Origin of the sequence: Aestuariivirga sp. (assembly GCF_047600585.1) — a bacterium.
In the GTDB taxonomy this organism is placed as follows: Bacteria; Pseudomonadota; Alphaproteobacteria; order Rhizobiales; family Aestuariivirgaceae; genus Aestuariivirga.
This window is the reverse complement of record NZ_JASGKP010000001.1, coordinates 2,217,612-2,240,694: the sequence shown is the minus strand read 5'-3', so window position 1 is coordinate 2,240,694 and position 23,083 is coordinate 2,217,612. Positions and strand designations below refer to the sequence as shown.

21 protein-coding genes and 1 pseudogene are annotated in these 23,083 nt (G+C 63.4%); 17 read left to right on the top strand and 5 right to left on the bottom strand.

Annotated features, from left to right (window positions below; translation table 11 throughout):
• Positions 1 to 4: 4 nt before the first annotated feature.
• Positions 5 to 793 (top strand): 2OG-Fe(II) oxygenase, encoded by a 789-nt coding sequence (locus QM801_RS11115; protein ID WP_415019271.1) that lies wholly within the window; start codon positions 5 to 7, stop codon positions 791 to 793.
• Positions 794 to 948: 155 nt separating this feature from the next.
• Here the strand turns inward: QM801_RS11115 and QM801_RS11110 are convergent, their stop codons facing one another.
• Positions 949 to 1,935, bottom strand: coding sequence for a neutral zinc metallopeptidase (locus tag QM801_RS11110; protein WP_415019270.1), 987 nt, complete (start codon positions 1,933 to 1,935; stop codon positions 949 to 951).
• A 128-nt stretch (positions 1,936 to 2,063) separates the two neighbouring features.
• On the opposite strand from QM801_RS11110, the gene QM801_RS11105 reads away from it, so the two are divergent.
• Positions 2,064 to 3,689, top strand: coding sequence for an NAD+ synthase (locus tag QM801_RS11105; protein ID WP_415019269.1), 1,626 nt, complete (start codon positions 2,064 to 2,066; stop codon positions 3,687 to 3,689).
• Between the two features lie 125 nt (positions 3,690 to 3,814).
• On the opposite strand, the gene QM801_RS11100 is transcribed toward QM801_RS11105, so the two are convergent.
• Entirely contained in the window at positions 3,815 to 4,804 is a 990-nt protein-coding gene (locus QM801_RS11100) for an aldo/keto reductase (RefSeq protein WP_415019268.1), read from the bottom strand.
• Between the two features lie 140 nt (positions 4,805 to 4,944).
• On the opposite strand from QM801_RS11100, the gene gltX reads away from it, so the two are divergent.
• The 6 genes from gltX to QM801_RS11070 all read left to right on the top strand — a co-directional run bounded on the left by gltX (position 4,945) and on the right by QM801_RS11070 (position 11,270).
• Entirely contained in the window at positions 4,945 to 6,264 is a 1,320-nt protein-coding gene (gene gltX / locus QM801_RS11095; protein ID WP_415019267.1) for a glutamate--tRNA ligase, read from the top strand.
• 19 nt (positions 6,265 to 6,283) lie between these two features.
• On the top strand, positions 6,284 to 6,958 hold the full coding sequence (locus tag QM801_RS11090) for a glutathione S-transferase family protein (RefSeq protein ID WP_415019266.1): 675 nt from the start codon (positions 6,284 to 6,286) through the stop codon (positions 6,956 to 6,958).
• A 7-nt stretch (positions 6,959 to 6,965) separates the two neighbouring features.
• The gene (locus tag QM801_RS11085; protein WP_415019265.1) at positions 6,966 to 7,661 is read left to right on the top strand and encodes a glycosyltransferase; all 696 of its coding nucleotides are present in this window, start codon (positions 6,966 to 6,968) and stop codon (positions 7,659 to 7,661) included.
• A 204-nt stretch (positions 7,662 to 7,865) separates the two neighbouring features.
• Positions 7,866 to 8,159: an HU family DNA-binding protein gene (locus QM801_RS11080; RefSeq protein ID WP_415019264.1), complete on the top strand. Its 294-nt coding sequence runs from the start codon at positions 7,866 to 7,868 to the stop codon at positions 8,157 to 8,159.
• A gap of 178 nt (positions 8,160 to 8,337) precedes the next feature.
• Complete coding sequence (locus QM801_RS11075) at positions 8,338 to 10,773, top strand: GcvT family protein (RefSeq protein ID WP_415019263.1); 2,436 nt, start codon at positions 8,338 to 8,340, stop codon at positions 10,771 to 10,773.
• Between the two features lie 8 nt (positions 10,774 to 10,781).
• On the top strand, positions 10,782 to 11,270 hold the full coding sequence (locus QM801_RS11070; RefSeq protein ID WP_415019262.1) for a YbaK/EbsC family protein: 489 nt from the start codon (positions 10,782 to 10,784) through the stop codon (positions 11,268 to 11,270).
• Positions 11,271 to 11,325: 55 nt separating this feature from the next.
• On the opposite strand, the gene QM801_RS11065 is transcribed toward QM801_RS11070, so the two are convergent.
• The 3 genes from QM801_RS11065 to QM801_RS11055 all read right to left on the bottom strand — a co-directional run bounded on the left by QM801_RS11065 (position 11,326) and on the right by QM801_RS11055 (position 14,249).
• Positions 11,326 to 11,604: a hypothetical protein gene (locus tag QM801_RS11065; protein WP_415019261.1), complete on the bottom strand. Its 279-nt coding sequence runs from the start codon at positions 11,602 to 11,604 to the stop codon at positions 11,326 to 11,328.
• A gap of 107 nt (positions 11,605 to 11,711) precedes the next feature.
• Entirely contained in the window at positions 11,712 to 13,118 is a 1,407-nt protein-coding gene (locus QM801_RS11060) for an undecaprenyl-phosphate glucose phosphotransferase (RefSeq protein WP_415019260.1), read from the bottom strand.
• A gap of 135 nt (positions 13,119 to 13,253) precedes the next feature.
• Positions 13,254 to 14,249, bottom strand: a complete 996-nt coding sequence (locus QM801_RS11055; RefSeq protein WP_415019259.1) for a LacI family transcriptional regulator — start codon at positions 14,247 to 14,249, stop codon at positions 13,254 to 13,256.
• 113 nt (positions 14,250 to 14,362) lie between these two features.
• Between QM801_RS11055 and QM801_RS11050 the strand changes: the two genes are divergently transcribed.
• The 9 genes and pseudogenes from QM801_RS11050 to phoB all read left to right on the top strand — a co-directional run bounded on the left by QM801_RS11050 (position 14,363) and on the right by phoB (position 22,972).
• A complete protein-coding gene (locus QM801_RS11050; protein ID WP_415019258.1) occupies positions 14,363 to 15,121 on the top strand; it encodes a sugar phosphate isomerase/epimerase family protein in 759 nt (252 codons plus the stop codon).
• 9 nt (positions 15,122 to 15,130) lie between these two features.
• Positions 15,131 to 16,273, top strand: coding sequence for a Gfo/Idh/MocA family protein (locus QM801_RS11045; protein ID WP_415019257.1), 1,143 nt, complete (start codon positions 15,131 to 15,133; stop codon positions 16,271 to 16,273).
• A gap of 53 nt (positions 16,274 to 16,326) precedes the next feature.
• Positions 16,327 to 17,328, top strand: coding sequence for an ATP-binding protein (locus tag QM801_RS11040; RefSeq protein ID WP_415019256.1), 1,002 nt, complete (start codon positions 16,327 to 16,329; stop codon positions 17,326 to 17,328).
• A 111-nt stretch (positions 17,329 to 17,439) separates the two neighbouring features.
• Entirely contained in the window at positions 17,440 to 18,477 is a 1,038-nt protein-coding gene (locus QM801_RS11035) for a PstS family phosphate ABC transporter substrate-binding protein (protein WP_415019255.1), read from the top strand.
• A gap of 102 nt (positions 18,478 to 18,579) precedes the next feature.
• Positions 18,580 to 19,497: pseudogene (pstC, locus tag QM801_RS11030) on the top strand (phosphate ABC transporter permease subunit PstC); the annotation flags it as partial.
• The gene (gene pstA / locus QM801_RS11025; protein WP_415019254.1) at positions 19,490 to 20,713 is read left to right on the top strand and encodes a phosphate ABC transporter permease PstA; all 1,224 of its coding nucleotides are present in this window, start codon (positions 19,490 to 19,492) and stop codon (positions 20,711 to 20,713) included. The pseudogene pstC and the gene pstA, both read left to right, overlap by 8 nt.
• 11 nt (positions 20,714 to 20,724) lie before the next feature.
• A complete protein-coding gene (pstB, locus tag QM801_RS11020; RefSeq protein WP_415019253.1) occupies positions 20,725 to 21,534 on the top strand; it encodes a phosphate ABC transporter ATP-binding protein PstB in 810 nt (269 codons plus the stop codon).
• Positions 21,535 to 21,545: 11 nt separating this feature from the next.
• Positions 21,546 to 22,262 carry a phosphate signaling complex protein PhoU gene (phoU, locus tag QM801_RS11015; RefSeq protein WP_415019252.1) on the top strand — a complete coding sequence of 239 codons (717 nt, stop codon included), beginning with the start codon at positions 21,546 to 21,548 and terminating at the stop codon, positions 22,260 to 22,262.
• Positions 22,263 to 22,276: 14 nt separating this feature from the next.
• Positions 22,277 to 22,972, top strand: coding sequence for a phosphate regulon transcriptional regulator PhoB (phoB, locus tag QM801_RS11010; protein WP_415019251.1), 696 nt, complete (start codon positions 22,277 to 22,279; stop codon positions 22,970 to 22,972).
• The last annotated feature ends 111 nt before the right edge of the window (positions 22,973 to 23,083 follow it).

Sequence of the window (23,083 nt, the reverse complement as noted above, 5' to 3'; positions counted from 1 at the left end):
CAGCATGCAGGACATTCTCGATCTCGACCGCTACCCCTTGCACAAGGTGGGCGCGCCGGAGTGGCACGCGCTGGTCAAGCGCTGCAAGGACGATCTTGCCGCCAACGGCATGTACAATCTGGAAGGTCTGGTGCGGCCCGATGCACTGGCGAAGGTGGTGGCGGAGATCAGCCCGGTGATGGAGCGGCTCTCCTTCCTGCACAAGCGCGAGCACAACATCTATTTCAAGAAGGACATCCCGGGTCTGGCGCCGGATCATCCGGCCCTCGCCACCACGACCACGATCAATCACACCGTCTGCGCCGATCAGATCAGCCAGAGCCTGATCATGTACATCTACGAATGGGCGCCGATGGTGATGTTCCTGGGCGAGACCATGGGCAAGCAGGCGCTCTATCCCATGCGCGACGCGCTGGCGCGGGTGAACGTGATGTCCTACCGCCCGGGTGAGGCGCTGAACTGGCACTTCGACCGCAGCGAGTTCACCACGACGCTGCTGCTGCAGGCGCCCGAGAAGGGCGGCGAGTTCGTCTACCGCACCGATCTTCGCAGCGACACGGACCCCAACTACGATGGTGTCGCCAAGCTGATGCGGGGCGAAGACCCGGAGGTGAAGAAGCTGACGCTCTCATCGGGCACGCTCAATGTCTTCCGCGGCAAGAACACGGCCCACAAGGTGGCGACAGTGGAAGGCAGCAGGGAACGCCTGATCGCGGTGTTCTCCTATTACGAGAAGCCGGGCGTCACCTTCACCCGCGAGGAACAGATCGGGTTCTACGGCCGGGCGGCTTAGTAGGACTTTGCCCTCTCCCGTCTGGAGGCAATCACGTTCCCTATCAACCGTCACCCCCGCGAAGGCGGGGGCCCAGCTTCTACTTTCCACGCTTGAAATCAGCCAAAGCTGGGTGCCCGCCTGCGCGGGCATGACGGACTATCAGGACGGCGCCCTTACAGACTATCAGTCGAGAACGTATCGCAGTCCTTCAGCGACTTCGCCTCCATGCCCTTCTTGAACCAGCGCACGCGTTGTTCGCTGGTGCCGTGGGTGAAGCTGTCGGGAACCGCATAGCCCTGGCTGCGCTTCTGCAGGCGGTCGTCGCCGATCGCCGCTGCCGCATTCAGGCCTTCCTCGATGTCGCCATCCTCGAGGATCTTGGCGCGGGCATTGGCTTCCTGCGCCCAGATGCCGGAGAAGCAGTCGGCCTGCAGCTCAACCCGCACCTGCAACGCATTGCCTTCGGTTTCCGAGGTCTTCATGCGCGCCGCCAGCACCTTGTCGAGAATGCCGAAGCTGTCCTGCACATGATGGCCCACCTCGTGGGCGATGACATAGGCCTGGGCGAAGTCGCCGGGAGCGCCGAGCTTGTCCTTCATGTCCTGATAGAAGGAGAGGTCGATGTAAACCTTCTTGTCACGCGGGCAATAGAAGGGGCCCATGGCCGATTGCGCCGTGCCGCAGGCGGATTGGGTGAAGCCCGAGAACAGCACCAGCCGGGGCTTCTCGTAGGTCTTGCCCATCTGCTGGAAGATGTCGGTCCAGGTCTGCTCGGTGGAGCCGAGGACGCGGGCCACGAACTCCTTGCCGGCATCGGCCGTGACGCTGGAATTGCCGGTGCCGCCGCCTGGCAGCTGCGTGTCGGCCGAGTCGGTGGTGACGTCCGGAATCTGGTATTCGGTCGATGTGCCGCCGCCCGGCAGCTGGATGCCGCCGCCACCGCCGTTCATCATGGCGAGAAGGTCGATGCCGAAGAGCAACTTCAGCACCAGATAGGCGATGACGAGCAGAACGAGGGTGGAGATGGACATGCCGCCGCCGCGGCCACCCATCGGAATGTTGATGCGGGTTCCGCGCCCGCCACCCGGAAAGCCCATGCCGCCGCCACTGCCGCGGCGGTCCTCGATGTTGTCGCTTGGACGTTCGTTGTCGAGACGCATGATCTTTCTCCTGGCTTGTCCCCCGCGTGCAGGTGTCGCGGCATACTGGGCCGGGAATTTGGCGAGTGGCTGCCCTGATTGCAAGGTGTTTTGCAGTGCCTGCGTTTTCCGCTAGAAGCGCCGACATCATGACAACCTCGTTGACCATTGCGCTGGCCCAGTTGAACCCGACCGTGGGCGCAATCGATGCCAATCTCGAAAAGGCCCGCACCAAGCTTGCGGGCCTCCGCGATGTGGATCTCGTGCTCTTTCCGGAACTCTATATCGCCGGCTATCCGCCGGAAGATTTGGTGCTGCGGCCCTCATTCGTCACGGCCTGCAAGGAAGCGGTGGAGAAACTGGCCGCGGAGTTCGCGCAAGGTCCGGCGATCCTGATGGGTCTACCCTGGCGCGATGGCGAGAAGCTGCACAACTCCGTGGCGTTGCTCTCGGGCGGCCGCATCGAGACCGTGCGCCACAAGTACGATCTGCCGAACTACGGCGTGTTCGACGAGAAGCGCGTCTTCCAGCCGGGCCCGGCGCCGGGGCCGCTCTCGGTGAAAGGCGTGCGCATCGGCGTGCCCATCTGCGAAGACATCTGGACCGAGGAAGTCTGCGAGACGCTGGAAGAGACCGGCGCCGAGATCCTGCTGTCACCCAACGGCTCGCCCTTCGAGCGCAACAAGGATGACGTGCGCCTCAACCTTGTGGTGGCGCGCGTGACGGAGACGAACCTGCCGCTCGCCTATCTCAATCAGGTGGGCGGGCAGGACGAGCTTGTGTTCGATGGCGCAAGCTTCGTGCTGAATGCCGACCGCACGCTGGCCTTGCAGATGCCGATGTTCGAGGAGGCCATTGCCGTCACCCACTGGACCAAGTCCGGCGAAGGCTGGACCTGCCGCAAGGGCGAAATCGCGAAGCTGCCCGAGCGCGAGGAAGAGACGTGGAAGGCCTGTGTGCTGGGCCTGCGCGACTACGTGCTGAAGAACCGCTTCCCCGGCGTGGTGCTGGGCATGTCGGGCGGCATCGACTCCGCAGTCGTCGCCACCATGGCCGTCGATGCGCTGGGGCCGGAGAAGGTGCATTGCGTGATGCTGCCCTACGCCTACACCTCCAAGGATTCGTTGGTGGACGCGGAGGACTGCGCCAAGCGGCTGGGCGTGCGCTACGACGTGGTGCCGATCAAGCAACCGGTCGAAGGCTTCCTTTCCGCCCTGAAGCCGATGTTCGCGGGCCGCAACAGCGACATCACCGAAGAGAACGTGCAGTCGCGCTCGCGCGGCGTGATCCTGATGGCCATTTCCAACAAGTTCGGCTCGATGGTGCTGACGACCGGCAACAAGAGCGAGATGAGCGTCGGCTATGCCACGCTCTATGGCGACATGAACGGCGGCTACAACCCGATCAAGGATGTCTACAAGACGGAAGTGTACCGCCTCGCCGAATGGCGGAACACGCTGGGAGAGGTGATCCCCGGCCGCATCATCACCAAGGCACCCACGGCGGAACTGCGCGAGAACCAGAAGGACCAGGACTCGCTGCCGCCCTATGACGTGCTTGACGACATTCTCGATGGCCTTGTGGAGCGCGAGCAGACGGTGGCCGAGATTGCGGCGCGCGGCCATGACGTGGCGCTGGTGAAGAGGGTGCAGCACATGCTCTATGTGGCGGAATACAAGCGCCGGCAGGCGGCCCCGGGCGTGAAGATCACGCGCCGCAACTTCGGCCGCGACCGCCGCTATCCGATCACCAACGGCTTCCGCGACAAGCCGTGAGGGGCTGGGATAGGGCGCATGCTTCGAGGCCGCTTCGCGGCACCTCAGCATGAGGTGAAAACTAAACCCTCATCCTGAGGTGCGAGGCGGAGCCGAGCCTCGAAGGATGCGCAAGCGGCCCTCCCTCAGCAATACAGTTCCGAACTCTTCTGCTGGTCCTCGGTGTAGCGGTTCCCCTGCGCAAACCCGGCGGGCAAGATGCGCTCGATCTCGGCGAGGTCCTGCGGCGTCAGGCTGATGTCGGCTGCCTTCGCATCCATCGCGAGGTTCTCTGCCGTGCGCGTGCCCGGAATGGGAATGATGTGCGCCCCTTGGTGCAGCACCCAGGCGATGGCCAGCGCCGAGGTGCTCCAGCCGCGAGACTTGGCGAAGGCGCGGAAGGCCTCCACATACTTCATGTTGTAGGCGAAGGCGGCGGGCTGGAAGCGCGGCATGTTCTTGCGGAAGTCGTCCGCCGGGAAGAGGGTGGGATCGAGCGTCACATCGGTGAGCACGCCGCGGGCCACGGGCGAGAAGGCGACAAAGGCCGCGCCATGACGCGCGCAGGCCTGGATCATGCCAAGCTCGGGCAGGCGGGACCACAGCGAGTATTCGCTCTGTACGGCGCGGATGGGGTGCACACTCGCCGCGCGCGCCAGCGAGGCGGGCGAGATTTCGGAATAGCCGATGCCGCCGATCTTTCCTTCCCTGACGAAGTCCGCGAGGGTGCCGGTCACGTCCTCGATGGGGATCGCCTGTTCGCGGCGGTGGATGTAGTAGAGGTCCACGTGGTCGACGCCGAGGCGCTTCAGCGAACCCTCAAGGCATTCGCGCAGGAACTGCTTCTCGTTGCTGATGCCGCGCGGATTGATCCTGAAGCCGCCCTTCGTCGCGATCGACACTTGCGACCGCGCCGCCGGGTTCTGCTTCAGGAAATTGCCGATGATGGTTTCGGAGGTGTGCGGGCCATAGATGAGGGCGGTGTCGATGTGGGTGACGCCGAGGTCCAGCGCCTTCGCCAGCACCCTGTGGCTGGTGGCCTCGTCGGTTGGCCCGAAGGCGCCGGCGATGCTCATGGCGCCAAAGCCGATGGCGCCCACCGAAGGTCCGTTCCTGCCCAATTGCCGCTGCTGCATGTTTCACTCCGCTTTTTCCCGCTCGCTAGCAGATTGCGCCCGCCGCCGCCATGCCTGCCGCTGCATGCGGCCTTCCCATTCTTGACGGCCTCCGCCACATTCTTGACGGCCTCCGCCTCAGGGGCTAGCGCAGGGCGGTCATGACCATCGTCCGCTTCGCGCCATCTCCGACCGGCCGCATCCATATCGGCAACGCCCGCACGGCCATTCTCAACTGGCTTTTTGCGCAGAAGACCGGCGGTCAATTCATCCTGCGCTACGACGACACCGATACGGCGCGCTCGACCGAGGAATACGCCCGCGGCATCGCCACCGATCTCGCCTGGCTCGGCATCGCGCCCGCCCGGGTGGAGTGGCAGTCGAAGCGCTTCGCCCGCTACGACGCGGTCGCCGACGATCTGCGCGCCCGGGGCTTTCTCTATCCCTGTTATGAGACCGCCGACGAACTGGACCGCCGCCGCAAGCGCCAGCAGGCGCGGGGCCTGCCGCCGGTCTATGACCGCGCCGCGCTGAAACTGACCGATGCCGAGCGCAAGGCCTTCGAGGCGGAGGGCCGCAAGCCCCACTGGCGTTTCAAGCTGGCCCAGACAGCCGTGGAATGGACCGACCTCATCCGCGGCCCCGTGCACATCGACACCGCCAATCTTTCAGATCCCGTGCTGATCCGCGAGGACGGCACCTATCTCTATACGCTGCCCTCGGTGATCGACGACGTGGACTTCGCTGTCACGCACGTGATCCGCGGCGAGGACCACGTGGTGAACACGGCGGTGCAGATCGAGATCACGCGGGCGCTCGGGGCCACCGTGCCGGACTATGCCCATCACTCGCTGCTGACAGGCTCTGATGGCAAGGGACTGTCAAAGCGGCTGGGCTCGCTCTCGATCGGGCAGATGCGCGAGGATGGTTTCGAGGCCATGGCGGTTGTCAGCCATGCGGCACTGCTCGGCACCTCCGACAATATCCATCCGTGTACGGATTATCGCGAACTGGTGGAGGGCTTCGGCCTCGACAAGCTCTCGCGCGCGCCCGCCCGCTTCGACGAGGCGGAACTGAAGTCGCTCAATGCCAAGCTTCTGCACATGACGGACTACGTCGCCGTTGCAGGGCGCATCCCCGGGCATTCGGAAGCCTTCTGGCTCGCAGTGCGCGGCAACATCGAAAAGCTCTCGGATGTGGAAGGCTGGGCCAGGGTGATCGCGGGCCCGATCATGCCGGTGATCGCGTCCGAGGATCGCGCGTTCCTCGCTGCGGCCAAGGCTGCGCTTCCGCCCGCGCCATGGGATGGCAACACGTGGAAGCTCTGGACCGAGGCGGTGAAGACAGCCACCGGCCGTAAGGGGAAGGGGCTGTTCATGCCGCTCCGGCAGGCGCTCACCGGCCTCGACCACGGTCCCGAACTCGCCGCCCTCCTTCCGCTCATCGGCCGGGAGCAGGCGCTGGAACGGCTTTCCGCATGAACCTGGGTTGGCGCAGCCCTTGCGCCCCCCGCGCAACCGCGCCATCATCCCGTCCATGATCCTTGTCGGCCAGTACGACTCTCCCTTCGTGCGCCGTGTGGCGGTGACACTCAATCACTACCACATGCCGTTCACGCGCAATCCGCTCTCCATCTTCCGCAATGCGGCGGAGGTGCAGAAGCTCAACCCGCTGCTGCGCGTGCCGGTGCTCATTCTGGAAGGCGGCGAGACGCTGATCGACTCCCACGCCATCATCGATCATCTCGACGAGATGGCGGGCCCGGCGCGTGCCTTGACGCCCCGCCACGGCCCGGAACGCCGCCATGTGCTGAATGCTGTCTACCTTGCTGCCGGCATCGCAGAGAAAGTGGTGCAGACGTTCTTCGAGCGCCACAATCACCCCGACAAGATGCTGGCGAAGGACTGGGAGAAGCGTCTGCTCTCGCAGATCAACACCAGTCTCGAGAAACTCGAGCATGACTGCGGCACGCCGTGGTTCTTCGACAACAAGATGACCCAGGCCGATGTGACCACGGCCTGCATGATCATGCACATGAAGCTGCGCGTGCCGGAGTGCTTCCCGGCGACGAAATATCCGAAACTGCATGCCCTCGCGCTTCATTGCGAGATGCTGGAAGCCTTTGCCGAAGCGCGTCCCGGCCCTGATGAAACCGTTCCGTCGCGCAAATCGTAAGTGAAGCGTGCTGCGCTTTTCCGTCATCATTCCCACCCACAACCGTCCGCAGTTCCTGGCCGAGGCGGTGCAGTCCGTGATGGCGCAGGAGAAGGTGGCCTTCGAGATCATCGTCGTCAATGACGGCGAGCCGCTGCCGCCTTTCTCGGATGACCGGCGTCTCCGCCATTTCGAGAATGCACGGCGGGGCGCCATCGCCGCACGGAACCTTGGCGTATCGGCAGCGCGAGGCGAATTCATCCTCTGGCTCGATGACGACGACATTCTTCTCGATCCCGCTTACCTAATGAAGGCGGAGGCGCTGCTCACGAAAGGAGCAGGGCTCGTTCACTGTGATGGCGTGATGCTGTTCGCCGACGGACGCGCGCCGCGGCCCTTCGCGCATGAAGCGGATGCGGCGAGCCTTGCTGGCAACAACACCATTCTCATTTCCGGCGTGTGCTATCGCCGCCGCTTGCATGACGAGTTGGGCGGCTTCGATCCCACGCTTCCGTACTATGCCGACTGGGACTGGTATCTGCGCGTGGCCCGCGCGGGGCATCCGCTCGCCCGCATCGCAGAGCAGAGCGTGGGCATTCGAATCCACGCGGCGAACACCTCGGGTGAGTCCACGCAAGTAGCGCGGCAGGCGAACCTGAACGCACTTTCCCACAAGCATGATCTTGGTCCGCTCACCCTCAAGACCCACGTGGATTTCGTTTGACCGGCTCGCACTGCAATCTAAAATTGCCTAAGAAATTCAGATGGTTGCGCGTGTCTCAATTCGTTAACAAAGTATTAACCCCGGAGAATCGGGCATTTTTTCGATCCGGATTCAAGAAAGTCCCGGAAAATAAGGGTTTTCACGAATCGGAGAGTCATGTAACCAATCGTTCAGAATTGATTCGCCACCACCAAGGAGATGACAATGGCTGACGAAAAAGTACTGACGGTTGCTCTTTCCAAGATCGCTGCCGAACTGGCTGAGAAGCACGAAATGTCCAAGAAGGCGATGAACGAGCTTCTTGGCAACTTCGTCGAACTCACCGTCAAGAACCTCAAGAAGGGCAACAAGGTCCGCATCACCGGCCTTGGCATCTTCCAGGTCCGCAAGCGCCCGGCCCGTCTCGGCCGCAACCCGCTGACCGGCGAGCAGATCAAGATCAAGGCTTCCAAGAAGCTGGCCTTCCGCGCCGCCAAGGAAGTCAAGGAAGCGATCTAAACTTCCTTCCGTTACGACCTTCGTCGAGCCCCGCGTCATGCGGGGCTTTTTTATTGGGCAGGGAGCCGGGGCGGGGGCCCTTCTTGTTGAGCGGATTTCACCGCCGGGGCTGATTGCGAAAGCAGGGCCGCCGCTCTAGGTTCGCCCCCAATTCCACATTTCTTTCAGGATCCACCACATGAAATCTTCTGCCCAGGTTGTCGTCATCGGCGGCGGTGTCGTCGGTTGCTCGGTACTCTATCACCTCACCAAGGCGGGCTGGAAAGACGTGGTGCTGGTGGAGCGCGACATCCTCACCTCCGGCTCCACCTGGCATGCGGCGGGCGGCTTCCACACCCTGAACGGCGACCCCAACGTGGCCAAGCTGCAGGGCTATACGATCGGCCTCTACGACGAACTGGAGAAGATCTCCGGCCAGGCCTGCGGCCTGCACCGTTCCGGCGGCCTCATCCTCGCCGACACCAAGGACCGCATGGACTGGCTGAAGATGGCACATGCCCGCGCCAAGTACCTGGGCCTCGAATGCGAACTCCTCACCATGGCGGAAGCGAAGAAGCTGAACCCGCTGCTGGAAGAGCAATACTTCGTGGGCGCCATGCTGGACGCCGCCGACGGCAACCTCGATCCGGAAGGCACCACCCACGCCTATGCCAAGTCGGCCCGCATCAACGGCGCTGAAATCTACCAGGGCACGCGCGTCACCGAACTCGTGCACCGCACTGACGGCTCCTGGGACGTGATCACCGAGAAGGGCAACATCCACGCCGAGCATGTGGTGAACTGCGGCGGCCTGTGGGCCCGCGAACTGGGCCGCATGGTGGGCCTCGAGTTGCCGGTGCTCGCCATGGAGCACATGTACCTCGTGACCGAGGAAATTCCCGAAGTCGTCGCCTTCAACAAGGAGTTCGGCAAGGAAGTCACCCACATCATCGACTTCAAGGCGGAAATCTACATGCGCCAGGAGCGCACCGGCCTGGTGCTCGGCACCTATGAGCAGGATTGCCGCCCGTGGCAGCCGCGCCAGACGCCCTGGACCTTCGGCCGCGAACTGCTGCAGCCCGACCTTGACCGCATCGCGCCCAACCTCGAGCTGGGCTACAAGCACTTCCCGGTGCTGCAGAAGGCCGGCATCAAGCGCGTGATCAACGGGCCCTTCACCTTCACGCCCGACGGCAACCCGCTCGTCGGCCCGGTGCCCGGCATCAAGAACTACTGGGTGGCCTGCGGCGTGATGGCCGGCTTCTCGCAAGGCGGCGGCGTCGGCCTCGCACTGTCGCAGTGGATGGTGAACGGTGATCCCGGCTTCGACGTGTGGGCCATGGACGTGGCCCGCTTCGGCGAATGGGCCACGCGCAGCTACACGAACGAGAAGGTGCGCGAGAACTATTCCCGCCGCTTCTCGATCCGTTTCCCCAACGAGGAACTGCCGGCGGCCCGCCCGCAGCAGACCACACCGCTCTACGACATCATGCGCGAGCAGGGCGCGGTGATGGGCGACAGCTGGGGCCTGGAAACGCCGCTGTGGTTTGCGCCCAAGGGCGTGGAGCCCAAGGACATAGTCTCCTTCCGCCGCTCCAACGACTTCAAGCACGTGAAGGCGGAAGTGCACGGCACCCGCAATGGCGTGGGCGTGACCGAGATTGCCAACTTCGCCAAGTACCGCTTCACGGGCCCGGGTGCGGAAGCCTTCCTCTCGCGCCTCATGACCAACAAGATGCCGAAGACCGGCCGCATCAGCCTGACGCCGATGCTGAACCCCAACGGCAAGCTGATCGGCGACTTCACCATCGGCAAGCTGAAGGACGAGACCTTCTACATGTGGGGTTCCTCGCAGGCGCAGCGCTATCACATGCGCTGGTTCGAGAAGTACCTGCCCGTGGATGGCTCGGTGAAGATCGAGCGTCTCGACATGGGCATGGTTGGCCTGTCGATCGCAGGCCCCAAGTCGCGCGACGTGCTGCAGGCACTGACCGACGAGGACGTCTCGAACGCCGCCTTCAAGTTCATGGATATCCGCGCCATGGACATCGCCAACTGCCCGGCGATCATCAACCGCGTCACCTACACGGGCGACCTGGGTTATGAAATCTGGGTGGCACCCGAATACCAGCGCCGCCTCTATGAAAAGATCATGGCGGCGGGCAAGGCGCACGGCATCATCACCTTCGGCATGCGCGCACTGCTCTCCATGCGCCTCGAGAAGAACTTCCCCACGTGGTTCCGCGAACTGCGTCCCATCTACGGCGGCTTCGAAGCGGGCATGGACCGCTTCATCGACCTCACCAAGAACGACTTCATCGGCCGCGATGCCGCAATGGAAGAAAAGCGCAATGGCGGCAAGCTCCGCCGCGTCTCCTTCATCGTCGATGCGGGGGATGCCGACGTGCTGGGTGACGAGCCGATCTTCCACAAGGGCAAGGTGGTCGGCTGGGTGACTTCCGGCGGCTATGCGCACTACGTCGAGAAGTCGATGGCGCAGGGCTATGTGCCGAAGGAGCTGGCGAGCGACCTTTCGGCCGGCGCCTTCGAGATCGAACTGATCGGCGAGATGCGCAAGGCCACTATCAACGTCGATCCGCCCTTCGATCCGGAAGGCAGGCGCATGCGCGGCTGAGGCCACGCATGAAACCCGCAACACAAGCCTCCGCGCTCAAGGTGCAGGCCGTTCTCGGCCCGCGCTTCCGCGTCGTGGAATTCGAGGAAAGCACCCGCACCTCGGCGGATGCGGCGGCGGCGATCGGCTGCACGGTGGCGCAGATTGCGAAGTCGGTGATCTTCCGCGCGGCGGAGAGCGGCCGGCCTGTGCTTGTCGTCGCCTCCGGCGTCAATCGCGTGGACGAGAAGAAGGTCGCAGCGCTTCTGGGCGAGAAGGTGAAATCGGCGGATGCCGACTTCGTGCGCGAGAAGACGGGCTACGTGATCGGCGGCGTGCCGCCCGTCGCCCATGCGACAGCACCTGTCACGTATCTCGACGCCGATCTGGCAAAGCTTGGCACCATCTGGGCGGCGGCGGGAACGCCGAACGCCGTGTTCGAACTCACCTGGGCTGATCTTGTGACGCTCACGGGCGGCACGGCAGCCGACGTGGCCAAGCAGCAAACGCCGGCCTGAAAAGAAAAGGGCCGCTTCTGCTGGCGGCCCTTCGCAATCCATCGTGCTGAGGTGATCAGGCGCTCTTGTTCATCTGCGCCTTGATGAGGCCGGCGATGATCTGCAGCACCAGCCCGCCCACGGCAGAGCTTGCAAGGTTGGTGATGTCGAAGCCCGCGGCCTGTGCGACACCCATGATGATGGGCAGAAGCTGCCCCGCACCGACGCCGCCGATGGCGCCCGTAATCGTGTTACCCAGTCCTCCCAGGCTTCCATTCTTCATGGCAACGCCACCGACGTTGCCGCCAACCGCACCTGCAACGAGTTGCAGGATGATCGGAAGAAGTGTTTCCATTTGGAGCTCCCATTGGTTTTGTCCCCGCCCCCTATGACGGGGATTCGCGAACGCTATCACCAATTGCGGCTGTCACCAACGGAGGGTTGCGGGAGCGCCTGCCGGGCTCAGTAAGCACTTTCGGTGCGCAGCAAGGCGAGCGGTGTCTTGGCGAGGATGTAGAGATCGAAGCCCAGCGACCAGCGGTCGATGTATTCGAGGTCGTGCTTCACGCGCTGTTCAAGCTTCTCGCGCGTATCGGTTTCACCACGCCAGCCGTTCACCTGGGCCCAGCCGGTGATGCCGGGCTTCACCTTGTGGCGTGCGAAGTAGCCATCGACAACCTGATCGTAAAGCGTGCCGGCCGCCTTGGCCTGGGTGGCGTGCGGGCGCGGGCCCACGAGCGACAGTGTTCCTGCAAGCACGTTGAAGAGCTGTGGCAACTCATCGAGCGATGTCTTGCGAATGATGCGGCCCACGCGGGTAACGCGCGGATCGTCCTTCGTCACAAGCTTTGCGGCCTGGGCATCCGACATGTCGGTGTACATGGAGCGGAACTTGAAGACCTCGACCAGCTCGTTGTTGAAGCCGAAGCGCTTCTGCCGGAAGATCACGGGCCCCTTGCTCTCCAGCTTCACGGCGAGCGCCACCACAGCCATGACGGGCGAGAGGCAAAGAAGCGCGGCAAGGGCAATTCCCTTGTCCACAACTCCCTTGAGGAATGAATCCCAGCCCGAGAGCGGGCGCTCGAACACGTTGAGCAGTGGCAGCTTGCCGAGATAGGAATAGGCCCGGGGGCTGAGCTTCAGTTCTGCCGTCGCGGCACTGATGCGGATGTCGACGGGCAGCACCCAGAGGCGCTTGAGGATCTGCAGCAGCCGCTGCTCGGCGCTCATCGGAATGGCGACAATGACGAGATCGACCGCATGGCTGCGGGCATAGTCGGCAAGGTCGGCAATCTTCCCGAGCTTCCTGTGCTTGCGGATCGATTCCGGGCTGCGGTTGTCGAAGCGGTCATCGAAGAGGCCGACGACCTCGGCATCCAGTTCCGGTGAGAGTTCGATGAGGTGGATGGCTTCTTCCGCCGCCTTGCCGCCGCCCACGATGGCGATGCGCTGGCGGAGTTTGCCTGCCTTGGCGAGCGGCTCTGACCAGAGATGGGTGAAGAGACGTGAGAGGCTGAAATAGGCAGCGGTGAGCACGATGAAGCCCACCGCCCAGTCGTTCTTGAGGACGAGGCCGAAAAGCGGTGCGGCATAGAGGGCTGAAAGACCGATGACCAGCGTGACGGAAAAGCTCTTGAGGGCACTCGTGACACCATTGATCCAGGCGTTGACGCGGTAGAGCCCGAAGCCGCGCACCAGCCGGAGCGAGGCAAGGCCGATGCAGAGCGCAAAGAAGCCGGCCGCGGAGACCTGCTGTGATGTGTGCGAGGCCTGCAGCGTGAGAAAGAGCGCAATGCCGGTCAGGACGGCAAGGTCCGAGCCCTTGGCCAGCCTCTGCACCACTTCCTGATCGATCGTTCGCGTTGCCATGCCGTCCCCGCAACAGAGAAATTCATCCCGGCATTCAATTGCCAGAGCGCCCCGTGAGGAAATGCTAACGCCACGCCAGCGCCTGCGAGAATGGTGAAGAACTTGCTTGCCCGAAAGGTTGACGGAGAATGAAGATCAGGAGGCGTGGGGCGCCACCAGCATCTGCAGTTTGCTTGCGTCTTCGCCATCGATGAGGGCCAGCAGCATACGGGCGAGTTCGCGGCCTGCGGCGCGATGATCTTCCTCGATGCCGATGATCTGGGGCAGGGCGAGCTTCGCGAGCTTGGAGATGGGTTTGACAACCAGATCATAGGTGCGGCCCATGACGAACCCTGCCTTGGCCATGCCGCTGGCCACCGCGATGGCTTCACTCGGGGAGGAACAGATCACGGCATCGGGGGCCTGTGGGGAGGTGGCAATGCCGTGGGCCGTTTGCTGCAGATGGCTGAAATCGGAATCCGAATGTGCCGTGGTGACGACCTTGCCCTGCATGGCATGGGCCTGAAGCCCGTCGACAAATCCTGCCAGCGTGTGCTGGGCATAGGCCAGGCCGGGCGGCGGGCCGAAAAGCACGACGCGCTGGCGCCCGCGCGCCTTCAACTGGCGCAGCGCCTCCATCACATAGGCGTGGTTGTCGTAGTCGTAGTAGCAGTGGTCGATCCCGATGTCGGTACGGCCATGGGTGGCGAAGGGCAGTCCGACACTGTGGAGGTAACGCACGCGCGGATCATCCGGCATGATGCGCGAGATGATCACGCCATCGGCAGCGTGGGTCTCGGCGATGTGGCGGATGGGCGCCATGGGATCGGCGAATGTGCTGGGGGTGACAACGAGGTGATAGGGCGTCTGCGCCAAGGCATCGGCGATGCCGTAAATCATGTTGGTGAAGAAGCCCGAACCGTCATCCTCGGGATTGAGCACGAGGCTGATGATGTTGGTCTTGCCGGTGCGGAGGCGGACGCCGGCGCGGTTCGGCACATAGCCCAGTTGCTCGGCGGCCTGCTTCACCCGGCGGCGGGTTTCCACGGCAATCTCCGGGCTGTCACGCAAGGCCTGGCTCACCGTCGAAACGCCAAGCCCCAACCTGGCAGCGAGGTTGCGAAGGGTTGGGGGCTTGTCCCAGGCGTTCATAAGCTTTGGACCTTAGCGCCGTTCTGAAACGGTTCAAGGGTGTGAATTTGACTTTCTGAAACGTTGCAGAGAGCCAAAAACGTGGTATGACTGCCTTTTCGGGGGACACATCAATGCCCAAGCGCCTGTCGTTCCAGCTCTATTCGGCCCGCAATTTCAAACCCTGGGACAAGCTGCTCGCGCATCTCGCCGCGTGCGGATACGCCGAGGTCGAGGGCTATGGTGACCCTGATATCTACGAGACGCCCGAGGCCTTCCGCGCCCTGATGGATGCAAACGGCCTCAGCATGCCGACGGGCCATGTCTTCCCGCTTGCGATGTTCGAGCGTGAACGGAAGAAGGTGGTGAAGATCGCCCGCACGCTCGGCATGCGCGCGCTCTACTGCCCCTACATTCTTCCTGAGGAGCAGCCGAAGTCCGGCACCGGCTGGAAGGCCTGGGGCAAACGCCTCGCCACGGTCGCCCATGCGATGCGCGAGGAGGGCTTCGCCTTCGGCTGGCACAATCACGACTTCGAGTTCGTGAAGCTGAGGGACGGCTCGTTTCCCATCGAGCGCATCTTTGACGGCGGGCCATTGCTCGACTGGGAATGCGACATCGCCTGGGTGGCCTTCGCAAGGCAGAACCCGGTGAAGTGGTTCAAGACCTATGGCGAGCGCATCACCGCCGTTCACCTGAAGGACAATGCGAAGGCCGGCGAGAACGCCGACCAGCAGGGCCAGACGGATGTGGGGGCAGGCGTGCTGAAGTGGCCGGAGATCTTCGCGGCGCTGAAGAACACGCGCACGCTTCATTATGTTGTGGAGCACGACAATCCCAAGGATGTCTGGAGCTTCGCCCGCAACTCGTTCAAATTCGCCAGCAAGATGTGAGGTCGCGCAATGGATAAGGTCTTGGGTGTCGGCATCATCGGCTGCGGCAACATCTCCGCCACCTATCTCGAATTGATCCCCATGTTCCGCAACATTGCCGTCGTGGCGGTGGCGGACATCAACGCCGAGGCCGCAAAGGCGAGGGGCGCTGCCTTCAACGTGCCGGCGCAATCGGTGAAGGAGCTGCTGGCCAACGCCGCGGTTTCGATCGTGCTCAATCTCACCGTGCCGGCGGTGCACTACAAGGTGACGAAGCAGGCGCTTCTGGCGGGCAAGCATGTCTATTCGGAAAAGCCGCTCACCCTCACCATGGCGGAAGCGAAAGACCTGCAGGCCATTGCCAAGCGCAAGAAGCTGCAGGTGGCGGCGGCCCCCGACACGTTCCTCGGCGGCTCGCACCAGATGATCCGCAAGCTGATCGATGACGGCGCCATCGGCAAGGTGGCCTCGGGCACGGCGCACATCCTCTCCCAAGGCATGGAACACTGGCACCCCAATCCGGACTTCTTCTTCAAGCCGGGCGGCGGCCCAATCCTCGACATGGGGCCATACTACATCGCCAATCTCGTGAACCTCGTGGGGCCGGTGAAGCGCGTTGCGGCACTCGCCTCGACGCCGCGCAAGACGCGGATGATCTCGTCAGAGCCGCGCAAGGGCCAGACGATCAAGGTGACGACGCCCACCACCTATCACGCGCTCCTCCACTTCGCGAATGGTGCCGCGATCACGCTCTCCGCCTCGTGGGATGTCTATGCCCACCGCCACCAGCCGCTCGAGATCTATGGCACCGAGGGCGCGATCTTCGTGCCGGACCCGAACTTCTTCGGTGGCGAGGTGCTGATGGCGGGCACGGACGCGGTGGCGAAATCCGTGGCGCTGTGGGACCATCCCTTCACGCTGCCGAACTGGAAGGACCATGGCGGAACCGCGTGGCCCAATTACCGCGCGGCAGGCCTTGCCGACATGGCAGTGGGCATTCTGAAGAAGCGGGACATTCGCTGCGGCATTTCCCGCATGGCGCACGTGGTGGAGATCATGTCCGCAATTGCCGTTTCGGCAAAGTCCGGCCGCTTCGTCGATCTGAAGTCCACCTGCACCCGGCCCAAGGCGCTTGCTCCCGAGGAGGCCCGCAGCCTGCTCAAGACTGCTTGAGAAGCGGGCGCCTCATGGGCTAGGAGCAGGCCTCATCACATTGAGGCCACCCCATGCCCGGCGCCGGAGAATTCCTTGAAGCCTTGCCCGATGGCGCCCTTGTGCTTGTGGCGGGCGGCACCATCACGGCCGCCAATGCCCAGGCAGAGGACATGCTGCAATTGCGGCTGACCGGCCTCAATGCCTTTACCGTCATCCGCTTGCCGGCCTTCGTGGAAGCCGTGCAGAAGTGCGAACAGCAGAACACGGCGCAGACGGTGGAACTCGATATCCATTCGCGCCCGCCACGCTTGCTGGAGGCCCATGTGGCACCGCTGGGGGAGGGCGGCTCCATGCTGGTGGTGCTGCGGGACCTGACGCGCGAACAGCAGATCGAGCGGATGCGCTCCGATTTCGTGGCCAATGCCTCCCATGAAATGCGGACACCGCTCACCGCCATCCTCGGCATCATCGAAACCCTGCAGGGCCCGGCGCGGGATGACTCCAAGGCGCGTGACAAGTTCTTCGGCAGCATGCTGACCCAAGCGCGTCGCATGAAGCGGCTGGTGGACGATCTCCTCACCCTCAGCCGCATCGAGCTGAACGAGCATGTGCGGCCCGGCGCGCGCGTCGATCTTGCAGACGTGGCGCGGCAGGCGCGATCCAATCTGCTCACCCTCGCGAAGGACGTGAACGTCGAACTGAGTGTGAGCAGCAGTGAACCCGCGCTCGTTGCGGGGGATGCCGACGAACTGCTGCAGGTGGCGCAGAACCTGATCGAGAATGCCCTCAAATATGGAAACGGCGGCGGCAAGGTGGAGGTGACTTGCGAGAAGAAGGCGGGCTTCGCCGTGCTCAGCGTGCGCGACTGGGGCAAGGGCATCGCCGCCATCCACCTGCCGCGTCTCACCGAACGCTTCTACCGCGTCAGCACCCAGGAGAGCCGGGCCCGGGGCGGCACCGGACTCGGCCTGGCCATCGTGAAGCACATTGTCTCGCGCCACCGGGGCAGCCTCGCAATCGAGTCCCGCGAGGGTCAGGGCAGCACCTTCTCGGTGTCTATTCCTCTATATTAAACAAGAGGATATATTGTCATATAGGCGTTACACAAGCGTTGCATAACCTCCACATGCGGCGGCTAATCCCGCTCTGGTCAAGACATGAACGACCACACTGGAGACAAACAGATGACACGACTTCTCTTCGCCGTTTCGGCCCTTGCCCTTGCCGCCTGTCCGTCCTTCGCCCGTGACCAGATCCGTATCGTCGGCTCGTCCACGGTGTATCCCTTCACCACGGCCGTTGCCGAAGCCTTCGGAAAGTCGAGCGGCATGAAGACCCCGGTTGTTGAATCGACCGGCACCGGCGGCGGCATCAAGCTCTTCTGCGAAGGCGTCGGCGAAGATACGCCCGATATCGCCAATGCCTCGCGCCCCATCAAGAAGTCCGAATTCGAAACCTGCCAGAAGAACGGCGTGACCGACATCGTTGAAATCAAGGTCGGCTTCGACGGCCTGACCATCGCCACCTCGGTTGCCGACTCGGACATCTCCCTCACCAAGCAGCAGATCTTCCTCGCGCTGGCCAAGCAGGTTCCGGACAAGGACGGCAAGCTGATCGACAACCCCAACAAGCTCTGGAGCGACATCGATCCGTCCCTCCCCAAGACCAAGATCGAAGTGCTCGGCCCGCCGCCCACCTCCGGCACCCGTGACAGCTTCGCCGAACTCGTCCTCGAAGCCGGCGCCCTGAAGTTCGACAGCCTCGCCGCCCTGAAGAAGTCCGACGCCAAGGCCTTTGAAGGCGTATGGAAGTCGATCCGCACCGACGGCGCCTATGTCGAAGCCGGCGAGAACGACAATCTGATCGTCCAGAAGCTGGAAGCCAACCCGGATGCCCTCGGCATCTTCGGCTACTCCTTCCTCGCCGAGAACGAAGGCAAGATCAAAGCCGTGAAGGTTGAAGGCCAGGTCCCGACCTTCGAGACCATTGCCTCGGGCGAATACAAGGTGGCCCGTCCTCTCTTCATCTACGTGAAGAAGCAGCACATCGGCCAGGTTCCCGGCATCGCCGAGTTCGTGGCTGAATACACCTCGACCAAGGCCATTGGCGAAGAAGGCTACCTCGCCGACAAGGGCCTGATCCCGCTGCCGGCTGATGCCGCCAAGGAGTCTGCCGATGTGGCGAAGAACATGACGCCGCTTTCTGCCGACAAGGTGATGTAATCCATCACCGGACTGGTGGGCGGTCCCGCGGATGTACCGGGCCGCCCCCAGAATGTTTTCAAGCCGATTGGTGTTTCCATGGCGATGACCGCTGAACTTTCCGCTCCGTCCTTTGCAGCCAAGAACACCACGCGAATCCAGATCGAGCGTGTGATCCTGATCGTGCTGGCGGCGGCCTCCGGTGTCGCCGTCCTCACCACCATCGGGATCGTGCTCTCGGTTCTCTACGAGAGCCTGCGCTTTTTCGCCGAGGTTCCGGCCTGGCAGTTCCTCTTCGGCACCACCTGGGCACCCACCGCCAATCCGCCGTCCTTCGGAACCCTGCCGCTTCTGGGCGGCACGCTGCTCATCACCGTGATCGCCATCGCCGTGGCCGGCCCCCTCGGGCTCTTCTCCGCCATCTATCTCGCAGAATATGCAACGCCAAAGGTGCGGGCCATCGCCAAGCCGCTGCTCGAGATGCTGGCCGGCATTCCCACCGTTGTTCTGGGCTTCTTCGCGGCGTTGACCGTCGCGCCGCTGATCCGTTCGCTCGGCACCTCGGCCGGACTCGAGGTCGCCTCCGAATCCGCACTCGCTGCCGGCCTCGTCATGGGCATGATGATCGTGCCGCTCATCTCGTCGCTCTCCGACGACATCATCAACGCCGTGCCGCAGGCTCTCCGCGACGGCTCCTACGCCATGGGTGCCACCAAGTCGGAAACGGTGAGGAAGGTGGTGCTGCCTGCAGCACTTCCCGGCATCGTCTCAGCCTTCATTCTCGCCATTTCACGCGCTATCGGCGAAACCATGATCGTGGTCATGGCCGCAGGGCTTGCAGCCAACCTCACCTTCAATCCCTTTGCCGCCGTCACCACTGTCACCGTGCAGATCGCCACGCTTCTCGTCGGCGACCAGGAGTTCGACAGCGCCAAGACGCTCTCCGCCTTCGCCCTCGGCCTCGTGCTCTTCTGCGTGACGCTGGCCCTCAACTACGTGGCGCTCCGCACCGTGCGCAAGTACAGGGAACACTATGAATAACGCCAACCTCGTGAAGAAGCGCTACGCCGCCGAGCGGCGCTTCAAGGCCTATGGCCTCGGCGCCATCGCGATCACCGCGGCCTTCCTCGCCTTCCTGCTGATTGACCTCGTGAGCAAGGCCATTCCGGCTGTGTTCGTCAACGAGGCCATTCTGTCGGTCACCGTCGATCCGTCCATGGCCGATCCCGCGAACCCCATCGCCGGCGACTATCTCGGCATGACCAAGAAGGCGCTCCAGGCCAACTTCCCCGAAATCACAACCCGCGCCGACAAGAAGGCGCTGAACGGCCTGCTCTCGGCGGGTGCCGCCGACGTGCTGCAGGCGCGGGTGATCGCCGATCCGTCGCTCATCGGCCAGACCATCACGGTGCCGGTGGCGCTCGACAGCAATGCTGACCTCTATCTGCGCGGCACGGACGATGGCCAGCTCTCCGACAAGCAGAAGGAACTGATCACGGCGCTGAAGGACAAGGGCCTTATCACCCACGGCATCGCCTGGAACTTCTTCCTGAACGGCGACAGCCGCGAACCGGAACTGGCCGGCATCAAGGGCGCGCTCATCGGTTCGATCTTCACCATCCTCATCACGCTCTCCATTGCCCTGCCGCTCGGCGTGGCTGCCGCCCTCTATCTCGAGGAGTTCGCGCGCAAGAACTGGATCACCGACGTGATCGAGATCAACATCAACAATCTCGCAGCCGTGCCCTCGATCATCTTCGGCCTGCTCGGGCTTGCGGTGTTCCTCAACGCCTTCGGCATTCCGCGCTCAACCCCGTTGGTGGGTGGCCTGGTGCTCTCGCTCCTCGTGCTGCCCACGATCATCATTGCCTCGCGCGCCGCCATCAAGTCGGTGCCGCCCTCGATCAAGGAAGCAGCCCTCGGTGTCGGCGCCTCCCATGTGCAGGCCGTGTTCCATCATGTGCTGCCGCTTGCCGTGCCGGGCATCCTGACGGGCACCATCCTGGGTGTGGCGCGTGCCCTGGGTGAAACCGCTCCGCTCCTCATGATCGGCATGATCGCCTTCATCGTGGATGTGCCGGGCAGCGTCACCGACGCGGCGACGGTTCTTCCCGTGCAGGTCTTCCTGTGGTCCGACCTTCCTGAAGCGGCCTTCCAATCCCGGACGGCTGCCGCGATCATCGTCCTCCTGGTCGTGCTCTTTGCCTTCAACGCGCTGGCCATTTACCTGCGCAAACGCTTCGAACGCCGGTGGTGATGATGAACGACATGCCCGTAAAGACAATCTATACGCCGGAGCCGCCACGCGCGCTTCAGGCCAAGCCCGCCAAGATCGTGGCCCAGGACGTGAATGTCTATTATGGCGACAAGCACGCCATCAAGGGCCTGTCGATCACCATCCCGGACAAGGCGGTCTCCGCCTTCATCGGACCATCGGGCTGCGGAAAGTCGACATTCCTCCGCTGCATCAACCGCATGAACGACACGATCGAAGGTTGCCGCGTGACGGGCAAGATCACTGTCGACAACCACGACATTCATGACCGCGACCTTGATGTGGTGCAGCTTCGCGCCCGCGTCGGCATGGTCTTCCAGAAGCCAAATCCCTTCCCGAAGTCGATCTTCGAGAACGTGGCCTATGGCCCCCGCATCCACGGCCTCGCCAAGGACAAGACGGACCTCGAGCGCATCGTCACCGAAAGCCTCAAGAAGGCCGGCCTCTTCGAAGAGGTGAAGGACCGCCTTGCGGCCCCTGGCACCGGCCTGTCCGGCGGCCAGCAGCAGCGCCTCTGCATCGCCCGCGCCATCGCCGTGAACCCAGAGATCATCCTGATGGACGAGCCGTGTTCGGCGCTTGACCCCATCGCCACCGCCCGCATCGAGGAACTGATCCACGAGCTGAAGCAGAACTTCTGCATCGTGATTGTCACCCACTCCATGCAGCAGGCGGCGCGCGTCTCGGACCTCACCGCCTTCTTCCATCTTGGCAACCTGATCGAAGTGGGGGACACCGACGTGATGTTCACCACGCCGCAGGACAAGAAGACGCAAGACTACATCACGGGCCGTTTCGGCTAAAGGGACCGCACATGTCGAACCACATCATGAAGGCCTATGACGACGACCTGGCGGCATTGCAGACCATGCTGTCGACGATGGGCGGCCTCGCCGAGGAGCAGCTCTCCCGCGGCCTCGAGGCGCTGACCCGCCGCGATACCAAACTTGCCGACCAGGTGATCCTCGCCGACGACAAGATCGACGAAATGGAGCGCAATGTCGAAGAGAAGGCGATCCTCACCATCGCCCGCCGCCAGCCCATGGCCAAGGACCTGCGCCACATCATGGTGGCAATCCGCATTGCCGCCGACCTGGAACGCATCGGCGATCTCGCCAAGAACGTGGCCAAGCGCGCCCATGCCATCAACGATCCCATCCCCCGCCGCCTGACGACCGGCCTGCAACGCATGGGCCAGCTCGCCCAGGCGCAGCTGAAGCGGGTGCTCGATTCCTTTGCCGCCTCGGATTCGGAGCAGGCGCTGGACGTCTGGCGTCACGACGAGGACATCGACGCGCTCTACAATTCGATCTTCCGCGAACTCCTCACCTACATGATGGAAGACCCGCGTCAGATCGGCGCCTGCACGCATCTTCTGTTCGCCACCAAGAACATCGAGCGGATCGGTGATCACGCCACAAACATCGCCGAGAACGTCTACTTCCTCGTCCACGGCACCATGCTCAAGGATGCGCGCCCCAAAAAGGACGACACGGCGACGACGCCCTTCGCGCCGTTGAATGACGACTGAACGAAAGAGCCCCCATGAGCGCTTTGATCCTGATTGTTGAAGACGAGGCCGCGATCCAAGAGCTGCTCGTCTACAATCTTGAGGCGGAAGGCTTCCGGACCAAGGTGGTGGAGCAGGGGGAGGACGTCTACCCGGCGATCTCCGAGGAGATGCCGGACCTCGTGCTGCTGGACTGGATGCTGCCGGGCCTGTCCGGCATCGAAGTCTGCCGCATGCTGAGGGCTCGCGCCGAGACGCAAGCCTTGCCGGTGATCATGCTCACCGCGCGCGGCGAAGAGGCCGAGCGCGTGCGCGGCCTTTCGACCGGCGCCGATGACTACATCGTGAAGCCCTTCTCGGTGCCTGAGGTGATGGCGCGTGTGCGCTCCATCCTCCGCCGCATGCGCCCCGAAGCCGTGGCCGACAGCCTGGTGCGGGGCGACATCACGCTGGACCGGGTGCGCAAGCGCGTATTGCGCGGCAGCCGCGACATCGAGCTTTCGCCCACCGAATTCCGCTTGCTCGAGTATCTGATGCAGACGCCGGGCCGAGTGTTCAGCCGGGCCCAGCTCCTCGACCGGGTGTGGGGCGACGAAGGCGATATCGACGAGCGCACCGTGGATGTGCATGTGGGCCGCCTGCGGAAGTCGCTCTCGCGGGGCCGGGAAAATGATCCGCTCCGTACCGTCCGCGGCGCGGGCTATGCCTTCGACGAACGCTACGGAAAGTAAGCAGACCTGACATTTTTGCGGTCCGGAGCGTGGCCGGCAGCCGCCGAAAAACCTGAACTTTTCTTCACAATCACGGTCTTACAGTCCGGCGCAAGCTTTTGGGTCAAACTG